Raw genomic sequence first — 25,448 nt, 5'->3', positions numbered from 1 at the left:
GCGATGCGGGTTATACGCAGTGAGGGCGCGATCGGATGCGCGCGAGCGGGATTTCCAGCCCGATCGCCTGTTCGGCGGAGTTAGGCGTCCACGGCCCGATAGCGGTATCGTGTCGGCAACGCCTGCTCCATCCGAATCTCCCGCCCATGCCGACCCGCTTCAACGCCGCTTTCACCGCTCTGCTCGCCGCCGCCTTGTTCGGCGCGACCACGCCGCTCGCCAAGGCGCTGCTCGGCTCGCTGTCGCCGTTTCTGCTGGCCGGACTGTTCTACCTCGGCAGCGGCACGGGCCTTGCCGCCGTGATTCTGGCGCGCCGCCTGAAAGGTCAAGCGGAGGGGCAGCCGGTCAGTCACCACCGCTTCCCGGTGCGCGAAGTGCCGTGGCTCGCCGGCGCAATCGTGGCAGGCGGTGTCGCGGGGCCGGCGCTGCTAATGCTGGGTCTGAAAACGACGCCAGCCGCCACCGGCTCGCTGCTATTGAATCTCGAGGGCGTATTCACCGCGCTGATCGCGTGGATCGTGTTTCGCGAGAACGTCGACATTCAGGTGTTCCTGGGCATGGCCGCGATCGTTGCGGGCGGCGTGGCATTGTCGTGGCAGCCCGGCGCGGCCGGCCTGCCGCCCGGCACCCTGCTGCTGGTCGGCGCGTGCGCGTGCTGGGCAGTCGACAACAATCTCACGCGCAAGGTGTCGACTCACGACGCCATGTTCATCGCCTGCGTAAAGGGGCTCGTGGCCGGATCAGTCAACGTCACGCTCGCGCTCACTTTTGGTGCAGCGTGGCCCAAGGCCACGACCGTCGCGCTCGCCATGCTGACGGGTTTCGCGGGCTACGGCGTGAGTCTCGTGCTGTTCGTCGTCGCGCTGCGCAATCTCGGCACCGCGCGTACGGGCGCCTATTTTTCGGTCGCACCACTATTTGGTGTGACCTTATCGTGGCTGCTGTGGCCGGAGATGCCGCCGCCGTTATTCTGGGTGGCCGCTGCCTTGATGACGCTGGGTGTCTGGCTGCACATCCGCGAACGTCACGAGCATCCGCACACGCATACCCCGCTGGATCACACGCATCGTCACCGGCACGACGCGCATCACCAGCACGAACATGATTTCGCGTGGGACGGCCACGAGCCGCACACGCATCCGCATTCCCACGCGCCGATCACGCATGCGCACGCGCATTTCCCAGATATTCATCATCGGCATACACATTGATTTTCCGCATCCCCGCATGGCGCGGGCGCTTGCTGCAGTGCAAGACAAAAATCTCTGTGGAGCGAGTCATTCGATAGACCAATTCAATTGGCATCGTGGCCAAACGCATCCTCTAATGAACTCCTGTCGTGCGCCCGTTCCCGGCGACCCGCCGGTCCATCCCGCTTGCCCCGGAGAGTTCCATGTCCCAACCCGAGCCAAATGTCGACGAAGTGGTGAGAAGCATCGCAGAGGAAACCGATACCCCGACGGAAACGGTTTCGAAGATGTACGCAGACACCCTGGCTGACTACCGGCACGAAGCGCGTGTATTCGATTACGTACCGCTGTTCGCCGCGAAGAAAGTACGCGACAAGCTGCGCCATCCGTCGAAACAGAAACACTGACACGGCGGCGCGCGGAGACCACCCCCTGCCTGGTAGTACGCTGGATCGCCCCTGTTGGCTCGCGCGGCGATTCGCTAAAACACATACCGAATTATTTTTCGCGTTGCCAGAACGCGTACCTGTTTATTTTTCCCACTGCTAGACTCTGACCCGGATACATCGACTCGGGGGAAGATGGCATGCGGGTGACAATCGTAGGCGCGGGCATTGCCGGCTTGAGCACAGCGTGGTCGCTTGCGAAGCTGGGACACGACATCACTCTGATCGAGCAGGGCTCGATTCCGAACCCACTCGCCGCCTCGGGCGACCGGAGTCGCATGATCCGTCGAGCGTATGGCGATGCTGACGGCTACGCACGCACCATCGCCGAGGCATTCGATAGTTGGGATCTGCTGTGGAATGATCTCGGCGTATCCCACTATGCGAACTGCGGCGTGCTCGGCATTTCGCAACACGCAGGTGATGGCGCGGAACAATTTCGCACCGGTCTCGACCGCATGAAATTCGAGTACGAACAGCTCGACCCGCGCGAAGCGGCCGAGCGTTATCCGTTTCTCGACCCCGCCACGTTTCGCTACGCCTACCTCGATCAGGATGGCGGCGCACTATTTAGCGAACGCATCGCACGCGACATGAAAGCGTGGCTCAAGATGCGCGGCGCCGATATTCGCACCCATACCAAGGTGCTCGCAGTCGATGCGCATGCGGCCTCCGTGCGGATCGAAGACGACACGATCATTCGCGCCGACCGCCTCGTGGTCACAGCCGGCGCGTGGACGCTGCAACTGTCCCCCTCGCTCGCCGAAAACCTGATGACGTATCGCAACGTGGTCGCCTATCTGGAGCCCCCCGCGGATCTGGCGGACGCATGGTCGAATGCGCCCGCTATCGTCGATATTGGCGGCGCCAGCAGCGGTTACGTGCTGCCGCCAATCGACGATGTCGGCCTGAAGTTCGGCGCCAGTGTGCACAAATCACGTGCACCTGACCCTGACGCCAATCGCGTCGCGGCACCCGGAGAAGGCGACAGTCTGCGTCGCTTGTTTTCACCGCCGTTCAGCCGCATCGACGAATATACGGTTACCGAAGTGAAAACCTGCGCTTACACGTTCACTGCGGATGAACGCTTTTTTTCGAAGCGCATCGGCAACACACTGGTGGTATCGGCATGCTCGGGCCACGGTTATAAGTTCGGCGCGGCAGTCGGGCGCCGGGTCGCACAGGCGCTGGATACCGATGACGACGCCGGGCTCGCGCGTTGGCTCAGGGCGGAAGCGGTCTAGTTCTCTTTCGTCACAACAATACGATGTTCGTTCGCGATCTAGCGTAGCCCACGCACCACGGCGGCGAGTTGCGCCACCAATGCGTCGGCTTCGTGCGGTTTGACACCCGCGTAGCCGAGCATGAAGCCGTTGTAGCGCGCGGCGTCTTTAGCAGGCGGCTGACAAAACGCACTGAGCGCAGCGATATGCAAACCGTGCTCGCGTGTCACTGCGCTTACGTCCTGATCGCGCAGCTGCACATCGAGTCGCATCGTCAGATGCATGCCGCCGCCGTCGGATGACACCGTCACCAGGTCGCCCATATGCCGCTCGATCGCGTTCACCAATGCGGAGCGGCGCTGCTGGTACAACCGCCGCATACGTCGCAGATGCCGCGCATATTTCCCACTATCGATGAAATCCGCCAACGCGATCTGCTCAGCCACGCGCCCTTGTCGTGCGATCTCGCTGAGCGCCTCGTCGATGTCAGCGACAAGGTGCGCCGGCACGACCATGAAGCCCATCCGCAGCGCCGGAAACATCGTCTTGCTGAAGGTGCCGAGGTAAATCACCGGCGTGTCGGCCGCGAGGCCCTGGATCGACGGCAACGGCGGACCGCTATGGCGCAGTTCGCTGTCGTAGTCGTCTTCGATGATCCAGGCGCCGCGCGCCACTGCGTTCTCGATGATCGACCAGCGCCGCTCGAGGCTCAGCACGCTGCCGAGCGGATATTGATGCGACGGCGTGATGTACATCAGGCGTGGCGGTGTCTGTTCCCAGTGATCGGGCGTCGGCGCCATGCCGGCGGCGTCGACGGGAATCGGCACCAGTTGCAAACCAGCGGCCTGGAATGCAGCCTTTGCGCCGTGATAGCCGGGATCCTCAACCCAGACACTGTCGCCGGGGTCCGCCAGCATGCAGGCGCATAGATCGAGACTCGCCTGCGTGCCCGAGGTGATAAACACCTGCTCCGCCGAACATCGCACACCACGCGACACGCGCACGTATTCCGCAATCGAGCGGCGCAATGCGGGGTGCCCAGCATTGTTGCCGTAACCGAGTTCCCGCGGTTCGACCGTGCGCCATGCGCGCTCCATCGAGGCACGCCATTGCGCAAGCGGAAATTCATCGAGTGCGGGCACGCCGGGACGAAACGGCGTGGGGTCGTCGGGATTCGTGCGCTCGCGCGGCAGATCGGCGACACGGCGTGACAGGTGGTTTTCAGGCGTCTGCACACTGCCGCTTGCTGCGGAGATCGAGGCGCCTGAACCGCTCACCATGCTGACGATGGAACCATGCCGGCTCGCCGTGATGAAGCCCTCGTCGGTGAGCCGCTCGTATGCGTAGAGGACAGAGTTGCGCGCAATGCCCAACTGTTCGGCAAGCGCTCGCGTGGCAAGAAGACGGCTGCCGTGACGGATATCGCCATCGAGAATCGCGCGACGCAGACTCTCGTAGAGCAAGTCCTGCTGCGTAAGCTTGCGCCCACCCATTGCGCGCTCGACGTTCGACATCAACAGGCCGTAGTCCAATTCCGTGGCTCCAAATTGTGGTCGCGTTGTGGAGCTAACAATGGTGCCACAAATTTCTTATGCTGACGGTTCTGGAGTCGCTGAATACTCTCGAGAGAGGCCGTTGCCATGAACACGCATGCACGTCACGCCGTCACCGCACACCTGCGCTATGGCGCCGCGGTGAAGTGGTGCGTGGCGCTGGCGTGCGCGGCTTATGCCTACGGGCTGCTCGAGCCGGCGGCAACGGCACGCGCAAGGTTGGATGCCTGCGTGAATGAAAATCTGGAGCAGCGCGGTAGCGCAACCGGCGCAGCTTCAGCACCGTCCGCAACGCCTACTGCCGCAGAAGAGCGCGAGCAGGCATTCAGCGCGGCCGTCTATGCTTGTTCGACTCAGCCTTAGCAGCGACGACGCACTCGCCCTCAACCATCACAACACAAGGAGCCACACCCATGTCCGACGCGATTCAAATCCGCCCCGTCACGCCCGCCGACTTCGACGCATGGCTGCCGCTGTGGGACGCCTACAACGCGTTCTACGGCCGCTCGGGTGAAACGGCATTGCCGCGCGAAATCACGCAAGTCACGTGGGGGCGTTTCTTCGACGCTTACGAGCCAATGCACGCAATGGTCGCCGAACGCAACGGCCAGTTGCTTGGCCTCGTGCACTTCCTGTACCACCGTCACACGACCATGGTTGCACCGACCTGCTATCTGCAAGATCTCTACACGCTTGAAGCGGAGCGCGGCAAAGGTGTCGGCCGTGCATTGATCGAAGCAGTGTATGCACGCGCCAAGGCCGACGGTTTGCAACGGGTCTACTGGCAAACGCATGAGACGAATCACACGGCAATGAAGCTGTACGACAAGGTCGCGGATCACTCCGGTTTCGTGGTGTACCGCAAGGCATTGTGACGTTGTGAAACAGCGCAGCAGGCCCGCCTGGCGGGCTTTGCGTCCCCGCTTCGCATCCCATTCTCGCGTCGCCATTCTTGCGCGACCAGACATCGCATTCGCATGGCCGGCGGCCCATCCAGCCGGCATGCGTAGCGCATTGCACGTACCGACGCTCACCGCATTCGTTCCCCGCGCCGCTCAAGTTTGCAGGCAACCTGCCGTTATCGCCATTGGACGGAGCGCCATCTGGCTCCCACGCGACCTTGGGCGATCTCCTCACGAAGGGGCGCAAAACGAATCGGAAACTGTACATGCCTTCGATCATCGGCATCGATCTTGGAACCACGCATAGTCTTGCGGCCGTCTGGCGCAATAACGAGGCTGCGCTCATCCCGAACGCACTGGGCGATGTGCTGACGCCGTCGTGCGTCTCGATCGATGACGACGGCTCGATCCTCGTCGGCCGCCCCGCCCATGACCGGTTGCACACACATCCCGAACGCACCGCCGCCAACTTCAAGCGCTACATGGGCACGAATCGCAACGTGTCGCTCGGCGCACAGACACTGCGTCCTGAAGAACTGTCTTCGCTGGTGCTCAAATCGCTGAAAGCCGATGCCGAGGCATTCCTCGGCGAAGCGGTAAACGACGCCGTGATCGCCGTGCCCGCCTATTTCAGCGACGCGCAACGCAAAGCCACGCGCATCGCCGGCGAACTGGCCGGCCTCAATGTGCTGCGCCTCGTCAACGAACCGACCGCGGCCTCGCTCGCGTACGGCGTGCATCAGCGCGACAGCGAACGCAAGTTCCTGATCTTCGATCTGGGCGGCGGCACGTTCGACGTCTCCGTGCTCGACTTCTTCGAAGGCGTGATGGAAGTGCGCGCCAGCACGGGCGACAATTTTCTGGGCGGCGAAGATTTCACGGAAGCGCTCGTCGATCTGTTCTGCCGGCGCAATCGCCTTCAAGGCAAATCGCTTACGCCGATTGCTGCACAACGTCTGCATCAGCAGGCCGAACGTGCGAAGCGTCTGCTCACGCAGAGCGGCGCCGATAGCGTCACGCTCAAGCTCACGGTCGGCGATAACGAGCATAGCCTCGAACTCGATGCGGCTGCCGCGGAACGGACTTGCGAGCATCTGCTGCAACGTCTGCGCAAACCGGTCGAGCGAGCGTTGCGCGATTCGAAGATCGCCGTCGATGCGCTCGACGAAATCATCCTCGTCGGCGGCGCCTCGCGTATGCCGATGGTGCGCAAGCTGGTCTCGAAGATGTTCGGCCGATTGCCCGCCGCGAATCTGAACCCGGATGAAGTCGTGGCGCTTGGCGCTGCTGTGCAAGCGGGGCTTGTCACGCGGGACGCAGGTCTCGACGAAATGGTGCTGACCGATGTCGCGCCGTATAGCCTCGGCATCGATACTGCGATGCAGGTCAGTGCCAATCAATATGTGCCCGGGCACTACTTGCCGATCATCGAGCGCAATACGATCGTGCCGGTGAGCCGCATGCAGCGCATCTTGACGGTCAGCGACCGTCAGCGCATGTTGAGCATCAAGGTGTTCCAGGGCGAAGCGCGTTTGACCGTCGACAACGTGGCGCTCGGCGAATTCACGCTTGAAGTGCCGGTCAAGCCGGCCGGCCAGGCCGGGGCGGATGTACGCTTCACCTACGACGTCAACGGCGTGCTGGAAGTGGAAGCTACTGCGTTTCCCGGCGGCGTGAAGCGCGCGATGGTGATCGAAGAAAACCCAGGTGTGCTGACGCCGGAAGAAATCAGCGAACGGCTCGCGGCCTTGGCTGCGTTGAAGATCCATCCGCGCGAACAGTTGGAAAATCGCACGCTGCTCACGCGCGCTGATCGTGTCTATGAGGAAACGCTGGGGGAGCATCGGCAATATCTGGCTGCGCATATCGCGCGCTTTCAGTCGCTGCTCGAGCGGCAGAACGCCGAGGAAATCGCCCATGTGCGCAGCGAATTGAGTGCGTTGCTGGATCGCTTCGATGTGCATGTGACGTACTGACCGGCTATGGATACGACTTCTGCTCACCACTGGCCGTGGGACGTGCTCGGCGTTGCGGCGAACGCCGACGAGCGTACCGTGCGCCGCGCCTATGCGCGTCTTTTGAAACAGCAACGCCCGGATGAGGACGCTGAGGCGTTTCAGCGGCTTCGGTACGCGTATGAGTCGGCTTTGCAGATGGCGAGCGGCGGTGCTGCGGGGACCATAGCCGCGGTGTCGGCTTCGGTACCGGTACCTGTGTCGGTACCCAGCCCGCCACCTGAGGCTCACCACCTTCCCGAACACGACGCCTTCGAAAGCGCCGTGCAGTTGTGGCAGCACTTCGTCTTGCAACGAGATCAGCTCGAGTCGCGTCGTTCGCTGCAAGATCTATTCGCAGCCGTCGTCAATATTCAGATGCGCGACGAACTCGAATGGCAAGCGCTGGTTCATTGTCTGAACGAGGATGCGCCGGCCACGCTGCGTATGAACCTGAGTGCGGTCCTGGGATGGCGGGACAACGCCGCGCATCTGCGGCGGCGCAACGCGGCCATCGCGACCCTCGCGCTAGACCGTGTATTCGCTGACGAGGACTACAACGCGTTGCGCCTGCGCTTCACAAATGCAATGGCGCTGCTCGAAGGGCCTCAACCTCCATTGGCGGCCGGCGCACACGCACTGCTGCGCGCTGGCGTGCGAACCGAGATGGAACAATTGTTGACCGCGCTCGGTCGTTATCATCCGAATGTCGTGCGCCTGCGGCTCGACAGCGAGAAGGTCGAATTCTGGACCCGCTGCCTGTCGTTTCGGATTGGTGCAGGACGCCTGTTCGGGCCGGCACTTGCGCTGAGCGCCTGGTGCGGCTTGCTGTTCGCCAACGCGTCGATGAACCTGAATAGCAATCGGTGGTTCGATCAATGGACGCCCGTTCAGCTGGCTGTGCTTCTGGCCACGCTGATGGTGACGCTGGTCACCAGCGCCGCGACGACTGTGCTGCTGTCCGAACCGCAGCAACAGCGGCTGCGGACGCTGCGCTCGATTGGCTGGCTGCGCTACGGATGGATTCCGGTGTGGCTTGGCGCGACCGCCGCCGCGTTGTGCGACGCAGGTAGCGGGCGCTTGACGTCGATCGCAATGGACACACTTGGGATCTGCACGATGTGGGCCGCGCTGATCTATGGATGGCCGCGCATCAAACAACTCGCGGTACTCGCCGCCGTGGGCGCGATCGGATTCGGTTTCGCCGGCCATTGGCTCTCCACTGATTCTCGCGCGTGGCAGATGCCGTTCGCGCACGGCGTGCTGTTCGCTTTCTTTTTCTCTTTTGCGCAACAGGAGTTTCGCGGCTGGCTCGCAGGTCGACCGCGCCTTGCGTGGTTTGTAGCGACGATGTGGTTTGCGGGCTTCGCCACGTTGATCGTTTTGCTGTTGCAACGGGACGAGCGTTCGGCGCAATTCGCGTGGGCGCTTTTTACGGTGATGGCGGCGGCGGGTGGCGTGTTGGCGACGACGCGTTGGAGCGATTTGCGCGGGGCCGTGCCGCCCTTTTTCCGCGGCTACGTACACCTCGTCTGGTTGGCGCTTGCAGTCTCCAAACCGGACATCATCGCTTGCGTGAGCGCGGGATTGATGAGTGTCTGGATTATTGAGGAGCTGAAACAACGACGTCTATCGCACCGGACGGCGCTTTAAAGTCACGTCCAAAGGGCGATCCAAAAACAAAGGGCACACCACCCAGTGCGCCCTTCGCCCTCCTGCCATTGCGGTACTACATCAACCGCCCACCAAACCCATCACACGCTAAAAGCATCACGCCTCGAGCTGCTCCAGCACCTTCCCCTTGGTCTCGATCCCGAGAAAGTGCACCGCGATTGCCGCAATGAACGGCACAGCCGCGAGAATATAAAACGCCACTTCCAGATTGCCGCCGATCATCGTCTTCGACACGATGGCCGGCGCGAAAATCGCTGCTACCTTCAGCCATGCGCCGCCCACACCGCAGCCCATCGCACGGATACTCGTCGGATACAGCTCCGGCGTGTACACATAAGCCGTGATAAAGCCGCAAGCAAGGAACCCGAGCGAGAAGGCGCAACACGTCGCCACCACATACACCGACGAATTGTGGAACACCCCCGCCAACAGCAACGACAGCGCGCACGCCACGAACGACAGGTTGATGATCGGCTTACGCCCAACCTTATCGACCAGCAACGCACAGGTCAGCGAACCCACCACGCCCAGCACCGAAGCCGCCACCGCCAGATTCAACGCCAGTTGCAGCGGCGCGTGATAAACCGTGCGATAGATCGTCGGCAGCCAGGTCGACAAACCGTACTGAATGAAGCCGCACGTAATCCACAGCATCGCGACAGCCATCGTGCGCTTCAGATACGCCGGTCCGAACAGATCGCTCATACGGCGCTTCGGATGGCGATTGGCCATCGCGTCAAACTCGGCCGCATTGGCAACCGGCGGAAGCGGACCTTTCACGGCGCGTTCGAAAGCATGCACTGCGGTATCGGCATCGGCCATCCGTTCGCATTCGGCCAGCCAACGCGGCGATTCCGGCACCAGTTTGCGCAGCACGAAGAACAGGATCAACGGCATACCGCCGATGAAGTACATCGCCTGCCAACCGAAACGCGGCACGATCCACGCACCCAACGCATTGGATGCGAGCAAGCCGACCGGAAAAACGATTTCATACAAGAGCACGAAACGTCCACGGCCATGCGCGCGGCTGATCTCGTTGATATAGGTCGCGGCCACCGGCAATTCGCCACCCAGCCCGAGCCCCTGAATCACACGCAACACGACAAACGCCGCGAAGGTCGGCGCAAAGCCGCACGCAATACTCGTAATGCCGATGATCCCCGAGCTCAACGCAATCGCCTTCACACGGCCTTTGCGTTCCGCGTACCACGGGAACACGAACGCGCCGATTAGCTGGCCGACCGAGCCGGAGCCGATCAGGAAGCCAATTTCCCACGGCGTCAGATGCCACTTCGCAATCAGGATTGGCAGCGTGGCCGCAATTGCGATCACGTCGAAACCGTCGAAGAACGTCGCGAGACCGATCAGTATGCGCGCGCGCACCTGCATCGCATTCTTCGGCAAGCGCTCGAGACGCGCGATGATCGAGCCCCGGGTCACGGGGCCTGAGACACCGGCGCTGCTGCGGTCCCCCATGGTGTTGTCGATGGTTCTCATGCCGTGGTGCCGTCCGTAGGTGTGGTTAGACAAGCGCCGTTGAGGCGTCGGTCAGGGTGGCAAGGTCGATAGTCCGGCCCTGGTTCATCCATTTGCGCGACAGTTTCAGTTCGCGCGGCGTGTTGATGGCGATGACACCGCGAATCGCGCTGTCTTCCAGATGAAAGAGCGTGGCGCGTTTGCCAGGCAAATCGCCGCGTACAGCGAGCTGCGCATCGCCCGGAATGTCGCCGAGGATTTGCAGATTGACGTCGTATTGATCGGACCAGAACCACGGAATGTCCGCGTACGGTTCGAAATTGCCGAGTAAGGCTTTTGCCGTCGAGATCGCCTGGTTTTGCGCGTTGGCCCACGATTCCAACCGCACGCGGCGCTTCAACCAGGCACTCGGATGGTTCGCCACGTCACCGCAAGCGAAGATGCGCGGGTCATCGGTCGCGCCGAAATGATCGACGACAATGCCGTCTTCCACCTTGATGCCCGCCGCTTCCGCCAGTGCCGTATGCGGCGTGAGGCCGATGCCGGCGACGGCGAAGTCGGCGTCCAATGAGGAACCGTTAGCGAACGTTGCGCGGATACGGTTGGCGTCGTTCGGATGATCAGCAATCGACACGAGCGATGCATTCAACCGCACATCCACGCCGTTCGCACGATGCAGTTGCAACAGGAAATCCGACACCATCGGCGGCAGCGAGCGGGCGCACAGACGTGGCGCGCCCTCCACTACCGTCGCGTCCACACCGAGCTTGCGCGCAGTAGCTGCGACTTCGAGACCGATCCACCCGCCGCCAACCACCAGCACGCGCTTGCTTGCGCGCAGACGTTCGCCGAGAACGACCGCTTCATCGAGCGTACGCAAATAGGTAATGTGCGAGGTCTTCACCAGCGCGTCCGGCAAACGACGCGCTGCGCCGCCGGTTGCAATCACGAGGCGGTCGTATTGCACTTCACGGCCCGACTGCGTGCGCACGATGCGCTGTTCACGATCGATCGACGTCGCGCAATCCGGTTGCCATGCTTCGACATTCAGCGCGTCGAAATCGTCAGGCTTCACGAGGCGCACGGTTTCGATATCGGCTTCACCGGAGAGCACGGCCTTCGACAGCGGCGGGCGCTCGTACGGCAAATGGATCTCATCGGCGATCATCACCAGGCGGCCATCGAAACCTTCCTTGCGCAACGTCTTCACAACCCAACCCGCCGCCTGACCGCCGCCGATCACGACGATCGTGCGCGGCGCTTCGAGTCCGGCGTGTGCAGCTTGAGCCTTTTCAGCAGCAGCGTCAGTCATTTTTCCGCTCCGTCATGAACTTGCCTTCCGGCGCCTTCGCGTTTTTCTGGCGACGTGTATTGCCGTCGATGCCGCCGTCGATCGCCCATTCGGCGAACACGGTCGGACCCGGTTCGAAATCGCGCGGTTGCCATTCGGGCGTGAGCTGGTCTTCGTCGGCGTAGTACTCGATCAGGCCACCGGCCGGATTCTGGAAATACCAGAAGTACGCCGACGACACCGGATGACGTCCCGGACCGAGTTGCGTATCCCAACCACAGCGGCTGATATGCATGCCGCCGCCAAACACTTCGTGGATATCGCGCACGGTGAACGCGACGTGATTCAGACCGCGCTTACCACCCGGTAACGCCAGCAGGAAAATGTCGTGATGGCCACCGTGCGGTGCGCAGCGCATGAACGCGCCGCGGCCCGGATAACGGTCCGACATTTCGAAGCCGAGCAGTTCCTGGTAGAACTTCTCTTGTGCCGCGAGTTGGTTCGTAAAGAACACCACGTGGCCCACTTCAACCGGTTCGGCACGTTCGTAAATCGGCGACGGTTGATCGACGCGCAGCGTCTGGCCCCACACGTTCGACGGCGAACCGTGAATGTCGAGCGCACGCTTGCGAGTCACTTCAACGCGAATCGCCATACCGTTCGGATCGATACAACCCACAGCATCTTCCGTTTCGAAGTGGCCCGGCTGACCGGCAAAGCGGCCGCGCAGTTCGTCGAGTTCCGCTTTCGTTGCCACACCCCACGTCACTTCACGCAGCGTCGGACCTTCTTCGAATGCGGGCGGCAGCGACGGGTCGGTTGCATCGACGACGAGAATCGTGCAGCCGTTCAGTGTTTCAAAACGTGCGTGCGTTTCGTCATGCGCGACTTCTTTCAAACCCCAGTCCGCGAAAAAGCGGCGACAGGTGGCGAGATCCGTCACGCCGTAAATAATCTGTTCAATGCCGAGAATCGTCATAACGTGCCTCTTGCGTATTTCGCGTATTAGTTCGCCCACGCCAGCGGCGCGTCGTTCAAGCCCCAGTAGAGGCTCTTCTGCTGCATGTATTCGCGGATGCCGAGTCGGCCCTTCTCGCGTCCCATGCCGCTCTCTTTCCAGCCGCTGAACGGCGTCGAGATCGAGAACAGCTTGTAGGTGTTGATCCACACGGTGCCGGTTTCGAGCGCACGGGCGATCCGGTAAGCGCGTTTGTAATCGCGCGTCCAGATGCCGGCGGCGAGGCCGAACACACTGTTGTTGGCTTCTTTCAGCAGCGAGGCTTCGTCGTCGAACGGCATGGCGACCAGCACCGGGCCGAAGATTTCTTCCTGGCAGATGCGGGCGTCGTTCGTAAGACCTTCGAGGATCGTTGGCTGGAAATAGGTACCCTGCTCGCGGCCATCGCCAACTGGACGTTCGCCGCCGCACAGCAAGCGGCCGCCCTCTTCCAGGCCCAATGCGACGTAACGTTCGACTGTATCGCGATGCGCCGCGGTGATCAGCGGGCCCATCTGCGTTTCAGTACGCGACGGATCGCCGACGCGCAGCTTGCGTGCACCTTCCGCGAGACGCTTCATGAACGCGTCGTAGATCGAGCGCTGCACGAATAGGCGCGAGCCCGCGATGCATGCTTCTCCCGACGAACTGAAAATGCCGTACAGCACACCATTCACTGCGTGATCGAGATCGGCGTCATCGAACACGATGGTCGGCGATTTACCGCCGAGTTCGAGCGAGACCGGCATCAGCTTGTCCGCAGCAATGCGCGCGATGCCGCGGCCGACTTCGGTGCCGCCCGTGAACGACACTTTCTTCACCAACGGATGACGCACCAGCACGTCGCCGATTACCGAGCCTTTACCCGGCACCACACTCAGAACACCCTTCGGCACGCCGGCTTCTTCACAGATACGGGCCAACGCAAGCGAGACCAAAGGCGTGACTTCAGCCGGCTTCAACACCACGGCGTTACCGCCCGCCAATGCCGGCGCCAGCTTCTGTGCATCCGAAGCAATCGGCGAATTCCACGGCGTAATCGCCGCGATCACACCGATCGGCTCGTAGATGCTCATCGTTAGATAGTCGCCACGCGAGGGCGTTACCTCTTCATCGAGCGTTTCGAGGCACGCCGCGAAATAGCGGAAGGTGTTCGCAGCGCTCGCCACCAGCACGCGCGTTTCGCCAATCGGCTTACCGTTGTCACGGCGCTGCAATTGCGCAAGCGCTTCGTGACGCGCCATGATCAGATCGGCGATGCGATACAGAATCAGCGCGCGTTGATGCGGCTTCAAACCGGACCAATCCGCCTTGCGCCATGCGAAATCCGCAGCTTCCACGGCTTCGCGGGCGTCGTCTGCGGTGGCTGTCGAGATTTCCATGTTGACCGACTGATCCGCCGGATACAGGCTTTTGTACGGGCTGCCACGCCCTTGCCGCCATTCGCCGCCGATGAAAATATCGCCGGTGGGCACGAGGCTGGTATCGAAGTGAGTCATGTCGGTCGTTCCGGTTTGCTTCAGCTAATCAGCGAATGTCTTAAATCACGCAACGGGCCGCGCGATTGCGCAGCGCACGGATCGCGCTATACGCGGTCAGTGCGGAAGTCTTGGGGTTATCCGGCAGTGGCTTGCCGCACATTTCCAGCGACATCTCGCCGAACGCGCCACGCGCCACGATGCGGTGCACATTGCGCGACACGTTCGGGTCCGCAATCAGACGGACCATGGTGTGGTCCAAACCCAGGCCAGCCAGCGCGATCGTCGCGGCAACATTGGCGTTCTTCGGATACAGGCGCGCCGCTTCGCGCGCGCTGCCTTCGAAAATCACGGTCTCTTCGCTCAGCGTGTGCAGATTGCAGAGCTGTTCCGCGGGCGTGCCGAGCCAGCCCGAAGGCGGCTTGCGGCCCGTGTACAGCACTTCGTCGAGGCCGCCGAGCTTGGCGGCAGACAACGCATCCACGCCGCCGATTGCGCCCGAGAGCAGCGTCAACGTTGCGTCGCCTTCATCGGCCGCAGCGGAGAGCGCGTCCAGCAGCATCATGTCGGACAGCGCGCCGATCGATGCGACCGCGCAATCCGTACCGGCTTTCAGCAAGGGCACCACGTGATCGACCAATGCGCTGTGCCCCGCGCATTCCAGCGCGAAATGCGGCTGGCTGCTCAACGCGGAAACGGAGGCCACCACATCGACCGATGCGCCCACCACCTCGCGCACCGACGCCATATGGCGCTCCGGCACGATCACGTGCGACACGCGCACCGTCGGATCCGACTCGACCGAGCGATACACCGCCTGGCCGATCGCGCCGAAGCCGATCATCGCGACGTCGACGGGTGCGTGATGCCCCGCGTAGCCGGTCTCACGCATGTTCCGGCTCCTTTTCCTTGACCGGCGGGCCCGCGAACGCCGTGGCGAACGAGCCGACCGACAGCATGTCCACTTCAACCAGCACGGGGCCCGTCTTCGCCATGCCTTCGCGGATGATCTCCTCGGCCTGGTCGAGCGATTTGATGCGGTAGTGCGTGAGCTTCAAGCTCTCGCAGAACTGCGCGAAATCCGGCTGGTGCAGATCGACGTAGCAGCGGCGACCGCCGTATTGCGCGTCCTGAATGTTGCGGATCACGCCGTAGCACTGATCGTTCATCAGCACGATCATCACGTTGGCGTTTTCCTGCACGGCTGTTGCGAGTTCGCCGACGTTGACCATCAGGCCGCCGTCGCCAACCAGGCACACCGTCTTCGCGGCATTGCCCGCGAGCGCTGCGCCGATCCCCATCTGCATGCCCTGGCCGATACCGCCGCCGAGTGCATGAACGCCCGCGCGCGGCGAGAATATCTTCAGCATGCGGTTACCCCACGTGCTGTTCGAGATCGTGACGTCGCGCACCCAGTTGTAGTCGCGGCCCACGGCCTGCTGCAGCGCGTCGACGAGGCGCTTGTACGGGCCGAGACCCTTGCCCACATCGGCGACGGCGCTTTCGCGCGCAGCAGCCAGGTCTTGCGCGAACGTCGGATCGACCTTCAGACGGCCTTCGAGCAGCGTCGCGAGCTCTTCGAGAACGGCCGAGGCATCGCCGTGAATGAACATGTCGTTGCGATAACCGCGGTTGTCGGCGAGCGCGTCGGCGTCGATGCGATACAGCGGTTGCGGCAGCGCCAGCTTGTACTTCAGCGTTTCATTGCCACGCAGACGCGAACCGACCACCACCAGCGCGTCGCACGTCTTGTAGAAGCTTTCGACAGCGGCATGCACGTTGAACGCGCCGAGCGTCGCCGGATGATCTTCCGGCAGCACGCCACGGCCCTGCACGCTGGTCACCACACCGAAGCCCAAGGCCACGAGACGTTCAACCGCAGCACGTGCATGACGCGTGCCGCCGCCGAGCCACAACAGCGGACGCTTTGCATTCGCCAGTTGATCCGCGAGTTGCACGACACGCTGGCTGCAATGCGTCAACGTGGTGACATGCGGCGCGGCCAAGTCGGCAGGCCATTCGATTTCGGCCGCTTGAATGTCGATCGGAATTTCGACGCTGACCGGGCCGCTCGGCGCGGTTTGCGCGACACGCACGGCTTCGCGGATGGTCGGCAATGCGGTTTCGACCGAGCGCACGCGGAACGCGGCCTTCGAGATCGACGACAGCATCGACAATTGATCCGGCGCCTCGTGGATATAGGCGAGATCCTTGTCGAGGTATTCGGTTTCGATCTGGCCCGTCACATGCAGCAGCGCGGTGCCCGCGGTCAGCGCTTCGACCATCGCGCCAGCAGCATTACCCGCAGCAGTGCCGGTGCTGGTGAATGCCACGCCAAGGCCGCCGGAGACGCGCGCCAGGCCATCAGCCATGTTCACCGCGCCCGCTTCGCCACGTGCGCCGACGTAGCGAATCTTGCCGCGGTTGTGGATCGCGTCGAGGATCGGCATGTTGTGGATCGAGATCACGCCGAATGCGGTTTGAACGCCGCACTGCTCGAGAAAAGCGGCGATCAGTTCGCCAACGGTGGTTTTATTAGACATGTCGTGCAACGCCTCCAGAAACATCGATGTGACTGCCCGTCGTATAGGACGACAGCGTCGTAGCCAGATAAAAGAGCGCTTGAGCGGCTTCTTCGGGTTTGCCGAAGCGGCCTAGCGGAATGTTTTTCTTGCGTGCCAGTTCGGCGGTCCAGTCTTCCCAGCTCTGGCCCGGCTGCGCTTCTTTCGCGTAACGGCGGCGCCATTGACCCGATTCGACGATGCCGATCAGAATCGAATTCACGCGAATGCGTTGCGGTGCGAGTTCGACCGCAAGTGATTTGATGAGGCTCAGCACGCCGGCGCGTGCCGACGAAGTCGCCACCATGTGCGGCTCGGGTTGCAGGGCGAGCAGCGAGTTCACGCAGACCACCGCGGGGTTTGCTGCGTCGCGCAACATCGGCAAGAAGGCGCGGGTCGGGCGGATCACGCTGAAGTACTTCAGGTCGAGTTCTTCGCGCCAGGCGTCGTCGGTGGTGTTGGCGAACGTCGATACGCGACCTTGGCCCGCGTTGTTCACCAGCATGTCGGTCCTGCCGAAACGCGCTTGCACTGCTTGCGCGAATGCTGCGACCTCGTCCGCGTCCAGCACGTCGCAGGTTTGCGCCAGCAATTGCGCTTGCGGAAACTGTGCCTTCAGCGAAGCTTCCGCTTGCGCGAGACGTTCGCTGTCGCGGCCGCAGATCGCGACAGAAGCGCCTGCTCGCAGAAACAGTTCGGCAGTCGCAAGGCCGATGCCGGACGAACCGCCCGTCACCACCGCTACCTGTCCGGTCAAGTCGATTTGAATCATTTGAGCCCCAATGCCTTAAAGTATTTCGCGCCCGAGTTCGAGCTACCCGTCGGCCGATAGTTGAGCCGCTGCGAGAGTTCGTCGGCCGCGCGGCGGACCTTGTCGATCAGGCCGCTATCGAGCAGGGACGCATCGATCTCGTGGCGCGGAATCGTCGTCGTAATCACGGCGACGATGCGGCCCGTGTCGTTGCGCACCGGCGCGCTCACCACCGAAATGCCGCGTTCGAACGACGACTCGCTGATCGCGTAGCCGCGCCTGGCGTCATCGAGAATGCGTTCGTACAAGTCGTCGATGGTGGCCGGCGTTTGTTTCGTGAAGCGTTCGAGTTCCGGTTCCGGGTAGAGCTTTTTCAAGTCGTCGAGCGTCATGTCGCCCATCAGCACCTGGCCGTGCGTCGTTGCATGGGCCGGCAGGCGCGTGCCGACATTCACCTTCACCGAACTGAAAATCGGCGCATGGCTTTGCGCTTTGGCAACGAACACCACGTCACGTCCGTCGCGAATCACGATGTGGCTGGTGAGACCGGTGTCGTCACGCAGCGCTTCGATGATCGGCAAACCGAGGTCGGTCAATTCGAGCGAGCTCAGATATTCAAACCCGAGCCGCAGCACGGCAACGCCGAGGCGATAATTACGGTCTTTATCGGCGCGCTCGAGAAAGCCGAGCGATTCGAGCGTTTGCAGCAGACGGAACACCGTCGTGCGGGGAATCTTCAGGCGCTTCGATAATTCCGGTGCGCCGAGAACCGGCTCGCGTGGCGAGAACTCCGTCAGAATCTTCAGACCGCGTTCCAGACCCGGCACGCGATAGCTGATATCGCTGCTCGTGTCTGCGTCGTTGCGGTCGTCGTCCGCGTCGCGCTCGGCGCTAACCATGTCATGCGTGTCGGACGTCATTCATTGGCTCCGTTGTCCGTCGCTTGCGCGGCAGAACGTGTCGATGATCGCGGTGTACGCGGCGGGTGCTTCGATATAACCGGCGTGCCCGGCGCGCGGCACGACCTGCAGTGTGGTGCCGGCGGCGAGAGCAAGTCGCTCGCAGGCTTCGGGGGGCGTAATGGTGTCTTCTGCGCCGACCGCGACGCTGATGCGGCCTTTGTAGCGTGAGAGGTCGCTGGCGAGATCGGCATTGGCGAGTAGATGTGTCGCTTGCGCATAGCCGTGCGGGATCACACGTGACATGTTCCAGCGCACCCATGCGCGGGCTTCGTCGCTCGCGTGGGTTGACAACATATTGGTGCTGCGTTTTTCGGCGAGACCTTGCGGGCCGAGTTCTTTCAGCATGGCCAGACGCTGATCGCGTTTTGTTTCACGCACTTCCACCGCGGAAGCGCCGTAACCGCCAGCCGGCGACAACAACAGCAAACCGGCTACGCGCTGCGGATTCGCCACGGCAAATGCACCGGCGATGATCGCGCCAAGCGAATGGCCCAGTAGCACACAGCGTTCAATGCCGAGTGCGTCGAGCCATTCCTTCAATACAGCGGCGTAATCGCTTGCTGCCGGGGAATCGGCGTCTACGGGTGTTGATGCGCCATACCCCGGCGCATCCCACGCCAGCACACGGCGCGTCTCACCCAGCACTTCAAACTGCTGCACCCACGAGGCCGCACCCGAACCGATACCGTGAAGCAGCACCAAAGGCAGCGCTCCACTTTCGGCGCTATCCACATCGCGATAGCTCACCGCGCGTTGCGATGCCGGCCAGATCTGCTGCGCCGGAAAGCGCGCAAGGCGCGCTTCGAGCGTAGCGTTCTGATCGACGGTAGCGGACGGGACTGCGGACATGGTTTCCTTCGTGGGTGTTTTCAAAACGAACTTGAGGGCTTAGCGTTTGAGCTTGGCCAAAGGAGAATCCGGCGGATACGTCGGCGTAATCGGTTTGGCCGCACCGAGCATCACGCACATCAACGCATCTTCTTCACCGATATTTACTTCCGTGCGATACACGCCCGGCGGCACCGAAATCAGATCGCGTTCACCGAGCACGGCTTCCCACGTTTCGCCGTCTTTCTCGCAGATCACTTTCATCTTGCCGCGCAGCACGAAGAAGATTTCTTCGACATCCATATGAATATGGCTCGGACCGATGTTGCCGGCTGGGATCACCATCGTCGAAAACGTGAAGCCGCCTGCGGGCACGGTGTTCATGTCCTTCGCGACGCCCGTGCCGCCCGTGCCGACATAGCGCATTTGCGCGCGGCGATATTTCGGGTCGTAGTCGGCCTGGAACTTCAGCGCATCCCAGTCATAACGACGCGTTTCCAGGCGCGCAACACGGCTGTCCAACCATTGTGCAAAGCTCGCGTCCGCGGGTTGTTCCCACGATTTGCGTTCGAGTTCGGCGTCCGCCATCTCTTTCTCCTTTCGATTCGACAAGATCAATTCATCACGAAGCCGCCGTTGACCGGCAGCAACTGGCCAGTCACGAAGCGCGCGGCATCGGACAACAGGAACAGCACTGGCCCGGTGACGTCGTCGGGCACTTGCGCGCGTGTGAGCGCGCGGCCTTGCAGGTAATACTGGTGACGTTCGGCAGGTACGTAGGCGGTGGCCTCGACTTCAGTGAGGCCGGGTGCGATGGCGTTGACGGTCACTTGATGTGCGCCAAATTCACGCGCCAGCGAGCGGGTCATCGAAATCACCGCGCCCTTGCTCGCGACATACGCGAGCAACTTCGGCGCGCCCCACATCGCTGTATCCGACGCGATGTTGACGATGCTGCCGCGGCCCGAATCACGCAGATATGGCAATGCGGCGGTGCTCATCAGCCACGTGCCGCGCACGTTGACGTTCATCACGGCGTCCCACGTCTCGACCGACAACTCATCGGCGAACTTGCCGCCCGAGTTGGTGATCGCCGCGTTGTTGATCAGCGCGTCGAGGCCGCCGAGTTGTGCTGCGGCCCGATCGGCAAACTGCTTGATGCTGGCGGGGTCCGCGAGATCGAGAGGCAGATAAGTCACTGCATGGCCTTGCTCGACCAGTGACGCCGCGAGCGCCCGGCCTTCGTCATGCAGCACATCGCCGAACACGACTTGCGCACCGGCTTGCGCCAGCGAGCGAACGAACGCCGCGCCAAGGCCGCGCGCGCCGCCCGTCACGAGGACGCGCCTGCCATGGAGTGCAACCAATGCCGGGGACGCTTCGTTATGCATGGCTGTGGCCTGCTGCTTCGGTTTGCCCGGTGCCGGCCTGAGCGGCTTGAGCGTGATAGGCATCCAGCTCAGCGAAATGCTGCTGCGCGCGCTGACGGAACATGCGGCGCACACGCGTCATGCCGACGTCGTGCTGATAGAGGAATTCGTGCTCGCGCGCATTCGGCGCCATGCTTTCGAGAACATAGCGGTCCTGTTCCAGCACGGCCCAGTGCAGACCTTCCAGACGGTTGCGATACATGAAGCGCCATGCGTCGCGCTGCCAGCCCGACACCTTGCGCGTGCGCCAGAAGTAAACCTGGCAGTTGTTCTCGTCGACCGGCGTAGCAAAGCCGATGATCCCGAAGTTGCCGCCGGGGCCGAACTTCTTCTTGTACGGAATCGCGAGGCGCATCCACAGCGCGCCGGTTTCGCCGAGCTCAACCCAGTCGAAATTCACGTCGCGCTGGCCGACCTTTTCAAACATCAGACCGGTTTCGGTCTTGCGCACGCGCATGTCGGCCTGCTTGTCGCCTTCGGCCATTGAATGTGACGTTGCGTGCAGATACGCGCCGTGCATCGGGTCCATCACGTTGTCGATCGCGTATTGGTAATTGCACTTCCAGTTCGACATGCACAGGAAGTTCGCGTACTCGTCGCCTACCAGTTCTTCCGGCAACACTAGTGGCGTGGGTTCTTTATGGGCGTCGTCGCCGAACCACAGGAAGATCGCGCCGGCGTGCTCTTCGACCGGATACGACTTCACGCACTTCTGGCCTTCCAGCGGACAGTTCGAGACAGCCGGCACCTTCGTGACCGTGCCGCCGCCGTCGATTTCAATGCCGTGGTACCAGCACGCGACGCTGCCACCGAGGTTCCAGCCGAGCGACAGACGCGCACCGCGGTGCGGGCAGCGATCTTCAAGCGCGCGGACTTTGCCTTCCTTGTCGCGCCACAGCACGATCTGATCGCCGAGGCGCGTGACGCCGACCGGCGCGTCGCCGACTTGCCAGCTCGGTGCAACGGGATACCAGTAATTGCGCAGGCCGCGATTCAGATAAGACTGGATCGGGTCGGCCGCGCCTTGAGTCGTTGTATTGGGGGACGTCATGAAGAGACTCCGGATGCGAAAGCGAAGAGACGTGTGCGGGAGAGCGCGCTTATTCAGCGAGCAGGCGGAATTCGGCGGCGAGGCGATCGGCGTCCCACGCGTTGCCTTCCGGCGTACGGAAGCCCACGCGGTTCAACCCGTCGACGACTTCCTGCAACTCATTCGCGCCGGCTTCGAAAACCTTTTCCAGCGCATCGCCGAAGTCGTTTTCGTACTGGGTCGGCTCAGCCTTGCGCGTTTGCCAGATGAAGTTTTCGGTCTCACCCGGCTTTTCGATCACGCCCTTGCCGGCAACGTTGTTCGGCTGCGGCGCGAGCCACGGCTTCAGGAAGGGATTGAAGTTCACGATGTGTTCTGACATGTCATTCCACCTTGATCTGGATTTCTTCGCCGGCGAGACGTACCGAGTACATCTTCAGGTCGCGGCCACCCGGCTCTTTCAGGCATTTGCCGGTCGGGATATGGAACACGGCTTCGTGCAGCGGGCATTCGACGGTGTCACCGTCGACAAAACCCTGCGTCAGCAGCGCGTATGCATGGGGGCAGACGTTTTCCAGCGCGTACAGCGCATCGCCCACCTTGTAGATGCCGATTTCCGTGCCGTCGAGTTTGAACTCGAGCGGCGCGTCTTCGGACAGGTCGCCGGCATGGCCGGCGCAGCGCCATTGTTCAGTCATTTCTCGCCTTCTCCTGAAGCCTTATGTTCCATATACGGAACATCAGTTCGTGTATGGATAATTATAGGAGTGGCTTTGGCTCGAGAAAATAAAAATCTGGGCTGGTAGGGGAAAACACCGACTGTGGCATTCGCAACACAGCTTTGCGTGAACTGACGTGAGCCGCAGTTTCCGCTTGATAGCCTTTCTGGGCGTGGGTTTGCCTATAATTTTCAGACAAATGCTGTGGCCCTCATGCGGGTTTGTACGGGGTCCGAAAATTTATTTTGACCACTTCCAGACTCACTATACTTTTCCATAGGCGATACAAACGCCCATAGGTGGAACATAAAGCGGAGCAGTTTTGGCGCATAAACCCGAAGCTGCATTCAACCCAAAGCAAGGATCAGGGACGACGAAATCGGCGCGAGCTATCCGTCGTGTGATCAGGAGAACCAACGGTGAAGCACATCATTGCGGCGGCCGGCTTGACGGCAATCTGCGCAACGACCGGCGCCTGGGCGCAAAGCAGCGTGACGCTCTACGGCAGCCTGGATGCCGGTATTGCGTACATCAGCAATGCGGGTGGCCATTCGAAGTGGATCGAGGAACAGGGCAACATGCAGCCGGACCGCTGGGGCCTGAAGGGTGTCGAGGATCTGGGCGGTGGTCTTAAGACTGTTTTCCAGCTGGAAAACGGCTTCTATACGAACACGGGGGCGTTCGCCAAAGCGGGCACGCTGTTCAATCGCCAGGCTTTTGTCGGATTGAGTTCGGACCAGGTCGGCACGGTGACGCTCGGCCATCAGACGCCGTTCAGCTTCGACGTGCTGGGTCCGCTGAGCACGGCTTATCTGGCCGCGAGCTGGTACGCGTTCCACCCGGGCAACATCGACGAACTCGCCGACACCGGCGTGGTGCCGTTCGACAACTCGGTGAAGTTCCGCTCGGCGAGTTTCGCCGGTTTCTCGGTCGGCGCGATGATGGGTCTCGGCAACACGACCAACTTCTCGACCGGCAAGACACTGAGCTTTGCGCTTAGCTATGCCAACGGTCCGTTCAAGGCGGGCGCGACCTATGCGAATGAGCACGACCGTACGCCGTCGATCGTGACAACGGGCATCACCAGCTTCCAGGGTGTCGCGGCGGCTAACTACACGGCGGCCAAGGTCGAGAACATGGGGGCAGGCGCGTCATACCAGTTCGGCAAGCTGCTGGTGCACGGTTTGTACACGCGTGTGAAGCTGGAATCGTCCGGCCATTCGGATACGTATCAGAGCTACGACGTGGGCGCGAATTATCAGTTCACGCCGTTCAACAGCGTCGCCGGCGGCGCCGCGACCACGACGATGGCCGGCCATCGCTGGACGCAGTTCGAGATCGGCGACATCTACGCGCTGTCAAAATCGACGCAGCTGTATGTGAATGCGCTGTACGAGCGCGCGGGCTCGAATACGGACGCCGCGTTCTTTACGGCGGGTGTGTCGAGCGGCCGGAACCAGACGATTTTCCTGACCGGTATCCACCACTCGTTCTGATATCAATTCGCCGCAACCGACCTGCGACGCGCTTGAGCCGCGGTCGGATCATCCGGCCGCGGACGATAGCTGAGCCGCTCGGACAATTCGAGCGCCGCCTGGCAAACCGCGATGATGAGCGGTTCGCGTTCTTCCGCTTCGCCGATATCGGAACGGGGAATGGTGACCGTCAACGCGGCCGCGATCTTGCCGCTTTGGTCGCGCACCGGCGCGCTCACTACTGAAATGCCACGTTCAAAAGACGCTTCGCTCAACGCGTAGCCGAGCGCCGCGCTTTCGCGCACTCTTCCGTACAGTTCTTCAACGGTCGCCGACGTGCGTTCGGTGAACCGTTCGAGTTGCGGCTCGGGATACAACTGACGCAATTCTTCGAAACTCAAATCGCCCATCAGCACTTGGCCGTGCACCGTGGCATGCGCGGGCAAACGCGTGCCGACATGCACCTTCACCGAACTGAACATTGGCTCATGCGTTTGCGCTTTGGCGACGAACACCACGTCACGCTGGTCGCGGATCAGCAGATGCGTGCTGAGGCCGGTCGCGTCGCGCAAACGTTCGAGAATCGGCGTGCCAACGTCGGTCAGTTCAAGCGAGCTCAGATATTCAAAACCGAGCCGCAGTACTGCGACGCTCAACCGGAAATAGCGGTCGCCGTTCACGCGCTCGAGAAAGCCTAAGGCTTCGAGCGTTTGCAGCAGACGAAATGTGGTGGTGCGCGGAATGCCGATGCGCTTCGACAATTCGGGCGCACCCAGAATCGGCTCGCGCGCGCTGAATTCGGCGAGGATGCGCAGGCCGCGCTCCAGCCCTGGCACGAGATAAGTCGATCCGCCGCTGCTCTCTTCATCGGGGGAATCGGGGGAATCAGCGCTGTCCACCAGGGATCGCGCCGCCTCGTCTCGCGGAGTCGAAACTGTCGCGCCGCGTGGCCTCGCGTGCTTGCGTCCCGCTCCTGTCTGCTCTTCTTTTGCCATCTTGGCTGCCGTCTTTGCCGTTGTCTCTGCTGTTCATCGGATACAGATCAGCATGATAGCGCGAAGCACACGGCGGTCATTTTCGTTTCGCGCGGTGCTATGCTTTGATGCGGTCCATCGCGCGAGGTCTCACTGCCGCGCATTGGCTCGCGCCAGGCGTCCGGAGGCCACGCTCATGTCCGATTCCGTACAGATCCAGGTTGCCGACTCACATCTTTATCCGGGTTGCGCAGTGCAGATCGCGCACCTGCCCGAGCCGGCCCGCGCGGCGGCAGCGATAGTCGAATTCGCGGACGGCTCCGGCGCGCATGCCACTTGCCATCGGCGGACTTTCGACGAACTCGAATTGACCGTTGACCGTTACGCTACGCAGCGGCGTCATCCAGTGGACGCCAGACATTGGCTTCTGTTCGCCATCGACTCGACGCACAACAGTTGGCGCGTGAAGCGACGATTGCCCTAGCCGTGCC

At 62.0% G+C, this 25,448-nt stretch carries 25 protein-coding genes; 9 read left to right on the top strand and 16 right to left on the bottom strand.

What is annotated here, in order from left to right; all coding sequences use genetic code 11:
• Positions 1-146: 146 nt before the first annotated feature.
• The 3 genes from KHO30_RS02245 to KHO30_RS02235 all read left to right on the top strand — a co-directional run bounded on the left by KHO30_RS02245 (position 147) and on the right by KHO30_RS02235 (position 2,880).
• Positions 147-1,211, top strand: a complete 1,065-nt coding sequence (locus KHO30_RS02245) for a DMT family transporter (protein ID WP_200651493.1) — start codon at positions 147-149, stop codon at positions 1,209-1,211.
• A 182-nt stretch (positions 1,212-1,393) separates the two neighbouring features.
• Positions 1,394-1,597 (top strand): DUF3562 domain-containing protein, encoded by a 204-nt coding sequence (locus KHO30_RS02240; protein WP_093634278.1) that lies wholly within the window; start codon positions 1,394-1,396, stop codon positions 1,595-1,597.
• A gap of 179 nt (positions 1,598-1,776) precedes the next feature.
• A complete protein-coding gene (locus tag KHO30_RS02235; protein ID WP_211699888.1) occupies positions 1,777-2,880 on the top strand; it encodes an NAD(P)/FAD-dependent oxidoreductase in 1,104 nt (367 codons plus the stop codon).
• Between the two features lie 38 nt (positions 2,881-2,918).
• On the opposite strand, the gene pdxR is transcribed toward KHO30_RS02235, so the two are convergent.
• Positions 2,919-4,391 carry a MocR-like pyridoxine biosynthesis transcription factor PdxR gene (gene pdxR, locus KHO30_RS02230; RefSeq protein WP_211699887.1) on the bottom strand — a complete coding sequence of 491 codons (1,473 nt, stop codon included), beginning with the start codon at positions 4,389-4,391 and terminating at the stop codon, positions 2,919-2,921.
• 108 nt (positions 4,392-4,499) lie between these two features.
• Between pdxR and KHO30_RS02225 the strand changes: the two genes are divergently transcribed.
• The 4 genes from KHO30_RS02225 (at position 4,500) to KHO30_RS02210 (ending at position 8,961) form a co-directional block, all read left to right on the top strand.
• Positions 4,500-4,775 (top strand): hypothetical protein, encoded by a 276-nt coding sequence (locus KHO30_RS02225; RefSeq protein WP_211699886.1) that lies wholly within the window; start codon positions 4,500-4,502, stop codon positions 4,773-4,775.
• 50 nt (positions 4,776-4,825) lie between these two features.
• Positions 4,826-5,287, top strand: coding sequence for a GNAT family N-acetyltransferase (locus KHO30_RS02220; protein ID WP_054034106.1), 462 nt, complete (start codon positions 4,826-4,828; stop codon positions 5,285-5,287).
• A 293-nt stretch (positions 5,288-5,580) separates the two neighbouring features.
• The gene (locus tag KHO30_RS02215; RefSeq protein WP_211699885.1) at positions 5,581-7,290 is read left to right on the top strand and encodes a molecular chaperone HscC; all 1,710 of its coding nucleotides are present in this window, start codon (positions 5,581-5,583) and stop codon (positions 7,288-7,290) included.
• A 6-nt stretch (positions 7,291-7,296) separates the two neighbouring features.
• On the top strand, positions 7,297-8,961 hold the full coding sequence (locus KHO30_RS02210) for a J domain-containing protein (RefSeq protein ID WP_211699884.1): 1,665 nt from the start codon (positions 7,297-7,299) through the stop codon (positions 8,959-8,961).
• Between the two features lie 117 nt (positions 8,962-9,078).
• Here KHO30_RS02210 and KHO30_RS02205 read toward each other — a convergent pair whose 3' ends face one another.
• Genes KHO30_RS02205 through KHO30_RS02140 form a run of 14 tightly spaced genes read right to left on the bottom strand, consistent with a single transcriptional unit; the run spans position 9,079 to position 22,487 of the window.
• On the bottom strand, positions 9,079-10,482 hold the full coding sequence (locus KHO30_RS02205) for an MFS transporter (RefSeq protein ID WP_211699883.1): 1,404 nt from the start codon (positions 10,480-10,482) through the stop codon (positions 9,079-9,081).
• A 25-nt stretch (positions 10,483-10,507) separates the two neighbouring features.
• Positions 10,508-11,773 carry an NAD(P)/FAD-dependent oxidoreductase gene (locus KHO30_RS02200; protein ID WP_211699882.1) on the bottom strand — a complete coding sequence of 422 codons (1,266 nt, stop codon included), beginning with the start codon at positions 11,771-11,773 and terminating at the stop codon, positions 10,508-10,510.
• Complete coding sequence (locus KHO30_RS02195) at positions 11,766-12,731, bottom strand: VOC family protein (RefSeq protein WP_093634286.1); 966 nt, start codon at positions 12,729-12,731, stop codon at positions 11,766-11,768. The genes KHO30_RS02200 and KHO30_RS02195 overlap by 8 nt, the downstream gene beginning before the upstream one ends.
• A 26-nt stretch (positions 12,732-12,757) precedes the next feature.
• Positions 12,758-14,248: an aldehyde dehydrogenase gene (locus KHO30_RS02190; protein ID WP_211699881.1), complete on the bottom strand. Its 1,491-nt coding sequence runs from the start codon at positions 14,246-14,248 to the stop codon at positions 12,758-12,760.
• Between the two features lie 40 nt (positions 14,249-14,288).
• Positions 14,289-15,119 (bottom strand): aspartate dehydrogenase, encoded by an 831-nt coding sequence (locus KHO30_RS02185; RefSeq protein WP_054034124.1) that lies wholly within the window; start codon positions 15,117-15,119, stop codon positions 14,289-14,291.
• A complete protein-coding gene (locus KHO30_RS02180) occupies positions 15,112-16,770 on the bottom strand; it encodes a thiamine pyrophosphate-binding protein (RefSeq protein ID WP_093634289.1) in 1,659 nt (552 codons plus the stop codon). The genes KHO30_RS02185 and KHO30_RS02180 overlap by 8 nt, the downstream gene beginning before the upstream one ends.
• Positions 16,763-17,560 carry an SDR family oxidoreductase gene (locus KHO30_RS02175; RefSeq protein ID WP_200651485.1) on the bottom strand — a complete coding sequence of 266 codons (798 nt, stop codon included), beginning with the start codon at positions 17,558-17,560 and terminating at the stop codon, positions 16,763-16,765. The genes KHO30_RS02180 and KHO30_RS02175 overlap by 8 nt, the downstream gene beginning before the upstream one ends.
• Positions 17,557-18,438 (bottom strand): IclR family transcriptional regulator, encoded by an 882-nt coding sequence (locus KHO30_RS02170; protein ID WP_372449998.1) that lies wholly within the window; start codon positions 18,436-18,438, stop codon positions 17,557-17,559. Before KHO30_RS02170 ends, KHO30_RS02175 begins: the two co-directional genes overlap by 4 nt.
• Positions 18,439-18,459: 21 nt before the next feature.
• Positions 18,460-19,350 carry an alpha/beta fold hydrolase gene (locus KHO30_RS02165; protein WP_211699880.1) on the bottom strand — a complete coding sequence of 297 codons (891 nt, stop codon included), beginning with the start codon at positions 19,348-19,350 and terminating at the stop codon, positions 18,460-18,462.
• A 39-nt stretch (positions 19,351-19,389) separates the two neighbouring features.
• Complete coding sequence (locus tag KHO30_RS02160) at positions 19,390-19,917, bottom strand: cupin domain-containing protein (protein ID WP_074289220.1); 528 nt, start codon at positions 19,915-19,917, stop codon at positions 19,390-19,392.
• Between the two features lie 26 nt (positions 19,918-19,943).
• Complete coding sequence (locus KHO30_RS02155) at positions 19,944-20,720, bottom strand: SDR family oxidoreductase (protein WP_211699879.1); 777 nt, start codon at positions 20,718-20,720, stop codon at positions 19,944-19,946.
• On the bottom strand, positions 20,713-21,810 hold the full coding sequence (locus KHO30_RS02150) for an aromatic ring-hydroxylating dioxygenase subunit alpha (RefSeq protein ID WP_211699878.1): 1,098 nt from the start codon (positions 21,808-21,810) through the stop codon (positions 20,713-20,715). Before KHO30_RS02150 ends, KHO30_RS02155 begins: the two co-directional genes overlap by 8 nt.
• Before the next feature lie 49 nt (positions 21,811-21,859).
• Positions 21,860-22,171 (bottom strand): recombinase-like helix-turn-helix domain-containing protein, encoded by a 312-nt coding sequence (locus tag KHO30_RS02145; RefSeq protein WP_171927726.1) that lies wholly within the window; start codon positions 22,169-22,171, stop codon positions 21,860-21,862.
• 1 nt (position 22,172) lies between these two features.
• Positions 22,173-22,487, bottom strand: a complete 315-nt coding sequence (locus KHO30_RS02140) for a non-heme iron oxygenase ferredoxin subunit (RefSeq protein ID WP_020068683.1) — start codon at positions 22,485-22,487, stop codon at positions 22,173-22,175.
• Between the two features lie 440 nt (positions 22,488-22,927).
• Between KHO30_RS02140 and KHO30_RS02135 the strand changes: the two genes are divergently transcribed.
• On the top strand, positions 22,928-24,004 hold the full coding sequence (locus KHO30_RS02135) for a porin (RefSeq protein ID WP_200620632.1): 1,077 nt from the start codon (positions 22,928-22,930) through the stop codon (positions 24,002-24,004).
• Positions 24,005-24,006: 2 nt separating this feature from the next.
• On the opposite strand, the gene KHO30_RS02130 is transcribed toward KHO30_RS02135, so the two are convergent.
• A complete protein-coding gene (locus KHO30_RS02130) occupies positions 24,007-24,978 on the bottom strand; it encodes an IclR family transcriptional regulator (protein ID WP_211699877.1) in 972 nt (323 codons plus the stop codon).
• Between the two features lie 175 nt (positions 24,979-25,153).
• On the opposite strand from KHO30_RS02130, the gene KHO30_RS02125 reads away from it, so the two are divergent.
• Positions 25,154-25,441, top strand: a complete 288-nt coding sequence (locus KHO30_RS02125) for a hypothetical protein (protein WP_054034140.1) — start codon at positions 25,154-25,156, stop codon at positions 25,439-25,441.
• Positions 25,442-25,448: the final 7 nt, after the last annotated feature.

It is taken from the genome of Paraburkholderia aspalathi (assembly GCF_905220735.1).
In the GTDB taxonomy this organism is placed as follows: Bacteria; Pseudomonadota; Gammaproteobacteria; order Burkholderiales; family Burkholderiaceae; genus Paraburkholderia; species Paraburkholderia aspalathi.
This window is presented reverse-complemented; position numbering and strand designations above follow the sequence as displayed.

Excerpts from the sequence above, each read along its gene's own strand:
- KHO30_RS02245 (WP_200651493.1), top strand. The coding sequence starts at position 147 with ATGCCGACCCGCTTCAACGCCGCTTTCACCGCTCTGCTCGCCGCCGCC.
- KHO30_RS02240 (WP_093634278.1), top strand. The coding sequence starts at position 1,394 with ATGTCCCAACCCGAGCCAAATGTCGACGAAGTGGTGAGAAGCATCGCA.
- KHO30_RS02235 (WP_211699888.1), top strand. The coding sequence starts at position 1,777 with ATGCGGGTGACAATCGTAGGCGCGGGCATTGCCGGCTTGAGCACAGCG.
- KHO30_RS02225 (WP_211699886.1), top strand. The coding sequence starts at position 4,500 with ATGAACACGCATGCACGTCACGCCGTCACCGCACACCTGCGCTATGGC.
- KHO30_RS02220 (WP_054034106.1), top strand. The coding sequence starts at position 4,826 with ATGTCCGACGCGATTCAAATCCGCCCCGTCACGCCCGCCGACTTCGAC.
- KHO30_RS02215 (WP_211699885.1), top strand. The coding sequence starts at position 5,581 with ATGCCTTCGATCATCGGCATCGATCTTGGAACCACGCATAGTCTTGCG.
- KHO30_RS02210 (WP_211699884.1), top strand. The coding sequence starts at position 7,297 with ATGGATACGACTTCTGCTCACCACTGGCCGTGGGACGTGCTCGGCGTT.
- KHO30_RS02205 (WP_211699883.1), bottom strand. The coding sequence starts at position 10,482 with ATGAGAACCATCGACAACACCATGGGGGACCGCAGCAGCGCCGGTGTC.
- KHO30_RS02200 (WP_211699882.1), bottom strand. The coding sequence starts at position 11,773 with ATGACTGACGCTGCTGCTGAAAAGGCTCAAGCTGCACACGCCGGACTC.
- KHO30_RS02195 (WP_093634286.1), bottom strand. The coding sequence starts at position 12,731 with ATGACGATTCTCGGCATTGAACAGATTATTTACGGCGTGACGGATCTC.
- KHO30_RS02190 (WP_211699881.1), bottom strand. The coding sequence starts at position 14,248 with ATGACTCACTTCGATACCAGCCTCGTGCCCACCGGCGATATTTTCATC.
- KHO30_RS02185 (WP_054034124.1), bottom strand. The coding sequence starts at position 15,119 with ATGCGTGAGACCGGCTACGCGGGGCATCACGCACCCGTCGACGTCGCG.
- KHO30_RS02180 (WP_093634289.1), bottom strand. The coding sequence starts at position 16,770 with ATGTCTAATAAAACCACCGTTGGCGAACTGATCGCCGCTTTTCTCGAG.
- KHO30_RS02175 (WP_200651485.1), bottom strand. The coding sequence starts at position 17,560 with ATGATTCAAATCGACTTGACCGGACAGGTAGCGGTGGTGACGGGCGGT.
- KHO30_RS02170 (WP_372449998.1), bottom strand. The coding sequence starts at position 18,438 with ATGGTTAGCGCCGAGCGCGACGCGGACGACGACCGCAACGACGCAGAC.
- KHO30_RS02165 (WP_211699880.1), bottom strand. The coding sequence starts at position 19,350 with ATGTCCGCAGTCCCGTCCGCTACCGTCGATCAGAACGCTACGCTCGAA.
- KHO30_RS02160 (WP_074289220.1), bottom strand. The coding sequence starts at position 19,917 with ATGGCGGACGCCGAACTCGAACGCAAATCGTGGGAACAACCCGCGGAC.
- KHO30_RS02155 (WP_211699879.1), bottom strand. The coding sequence starts at position 20,720 with ATGCATAACGAAGCGTCCCCGGCATTGGTTGCACTCCATGGCAGGCGC.
- KHO30_RS02150 (WP_211699878.1), bottom strand. The coding sequence starts at position 21,810 with ATGACGTCCCCCAATACAACGACTCAAGGCGCGGCCGACCCGATCCAG.
- KHO30_RS02145 (WP_171927726.1), bottom strand. The coding sequence starts at position 22,171 with ATGTCAGAACACATCGTGAACTTCAATCCCTTCCTGAAGCCGTGGCTC.
- KHO30_RS02140 (WP_020068683.1), bottom strand. The coding sequence starts at position 22,487 with ATGACTGAACAATGGCGCTGCGCCGGCCATGCCGGCGACCTGTCCGAA.
- KHO30_RS02130 (WP_211699877.1), bottom strand. The coding sequence starts at position 24,978 with ATGGCAAAAGAAGAGCAGACAGGAGCGGGACGCAAGCACGCGAGGCCA.
- KHO30_RS02125 (WP_054034140.1), top strand. The coding sequence starts at position 25,154 with ATGTCCGATTCCGTACAGATCCAGGTTGCCGACTCACATCTTTATCCG.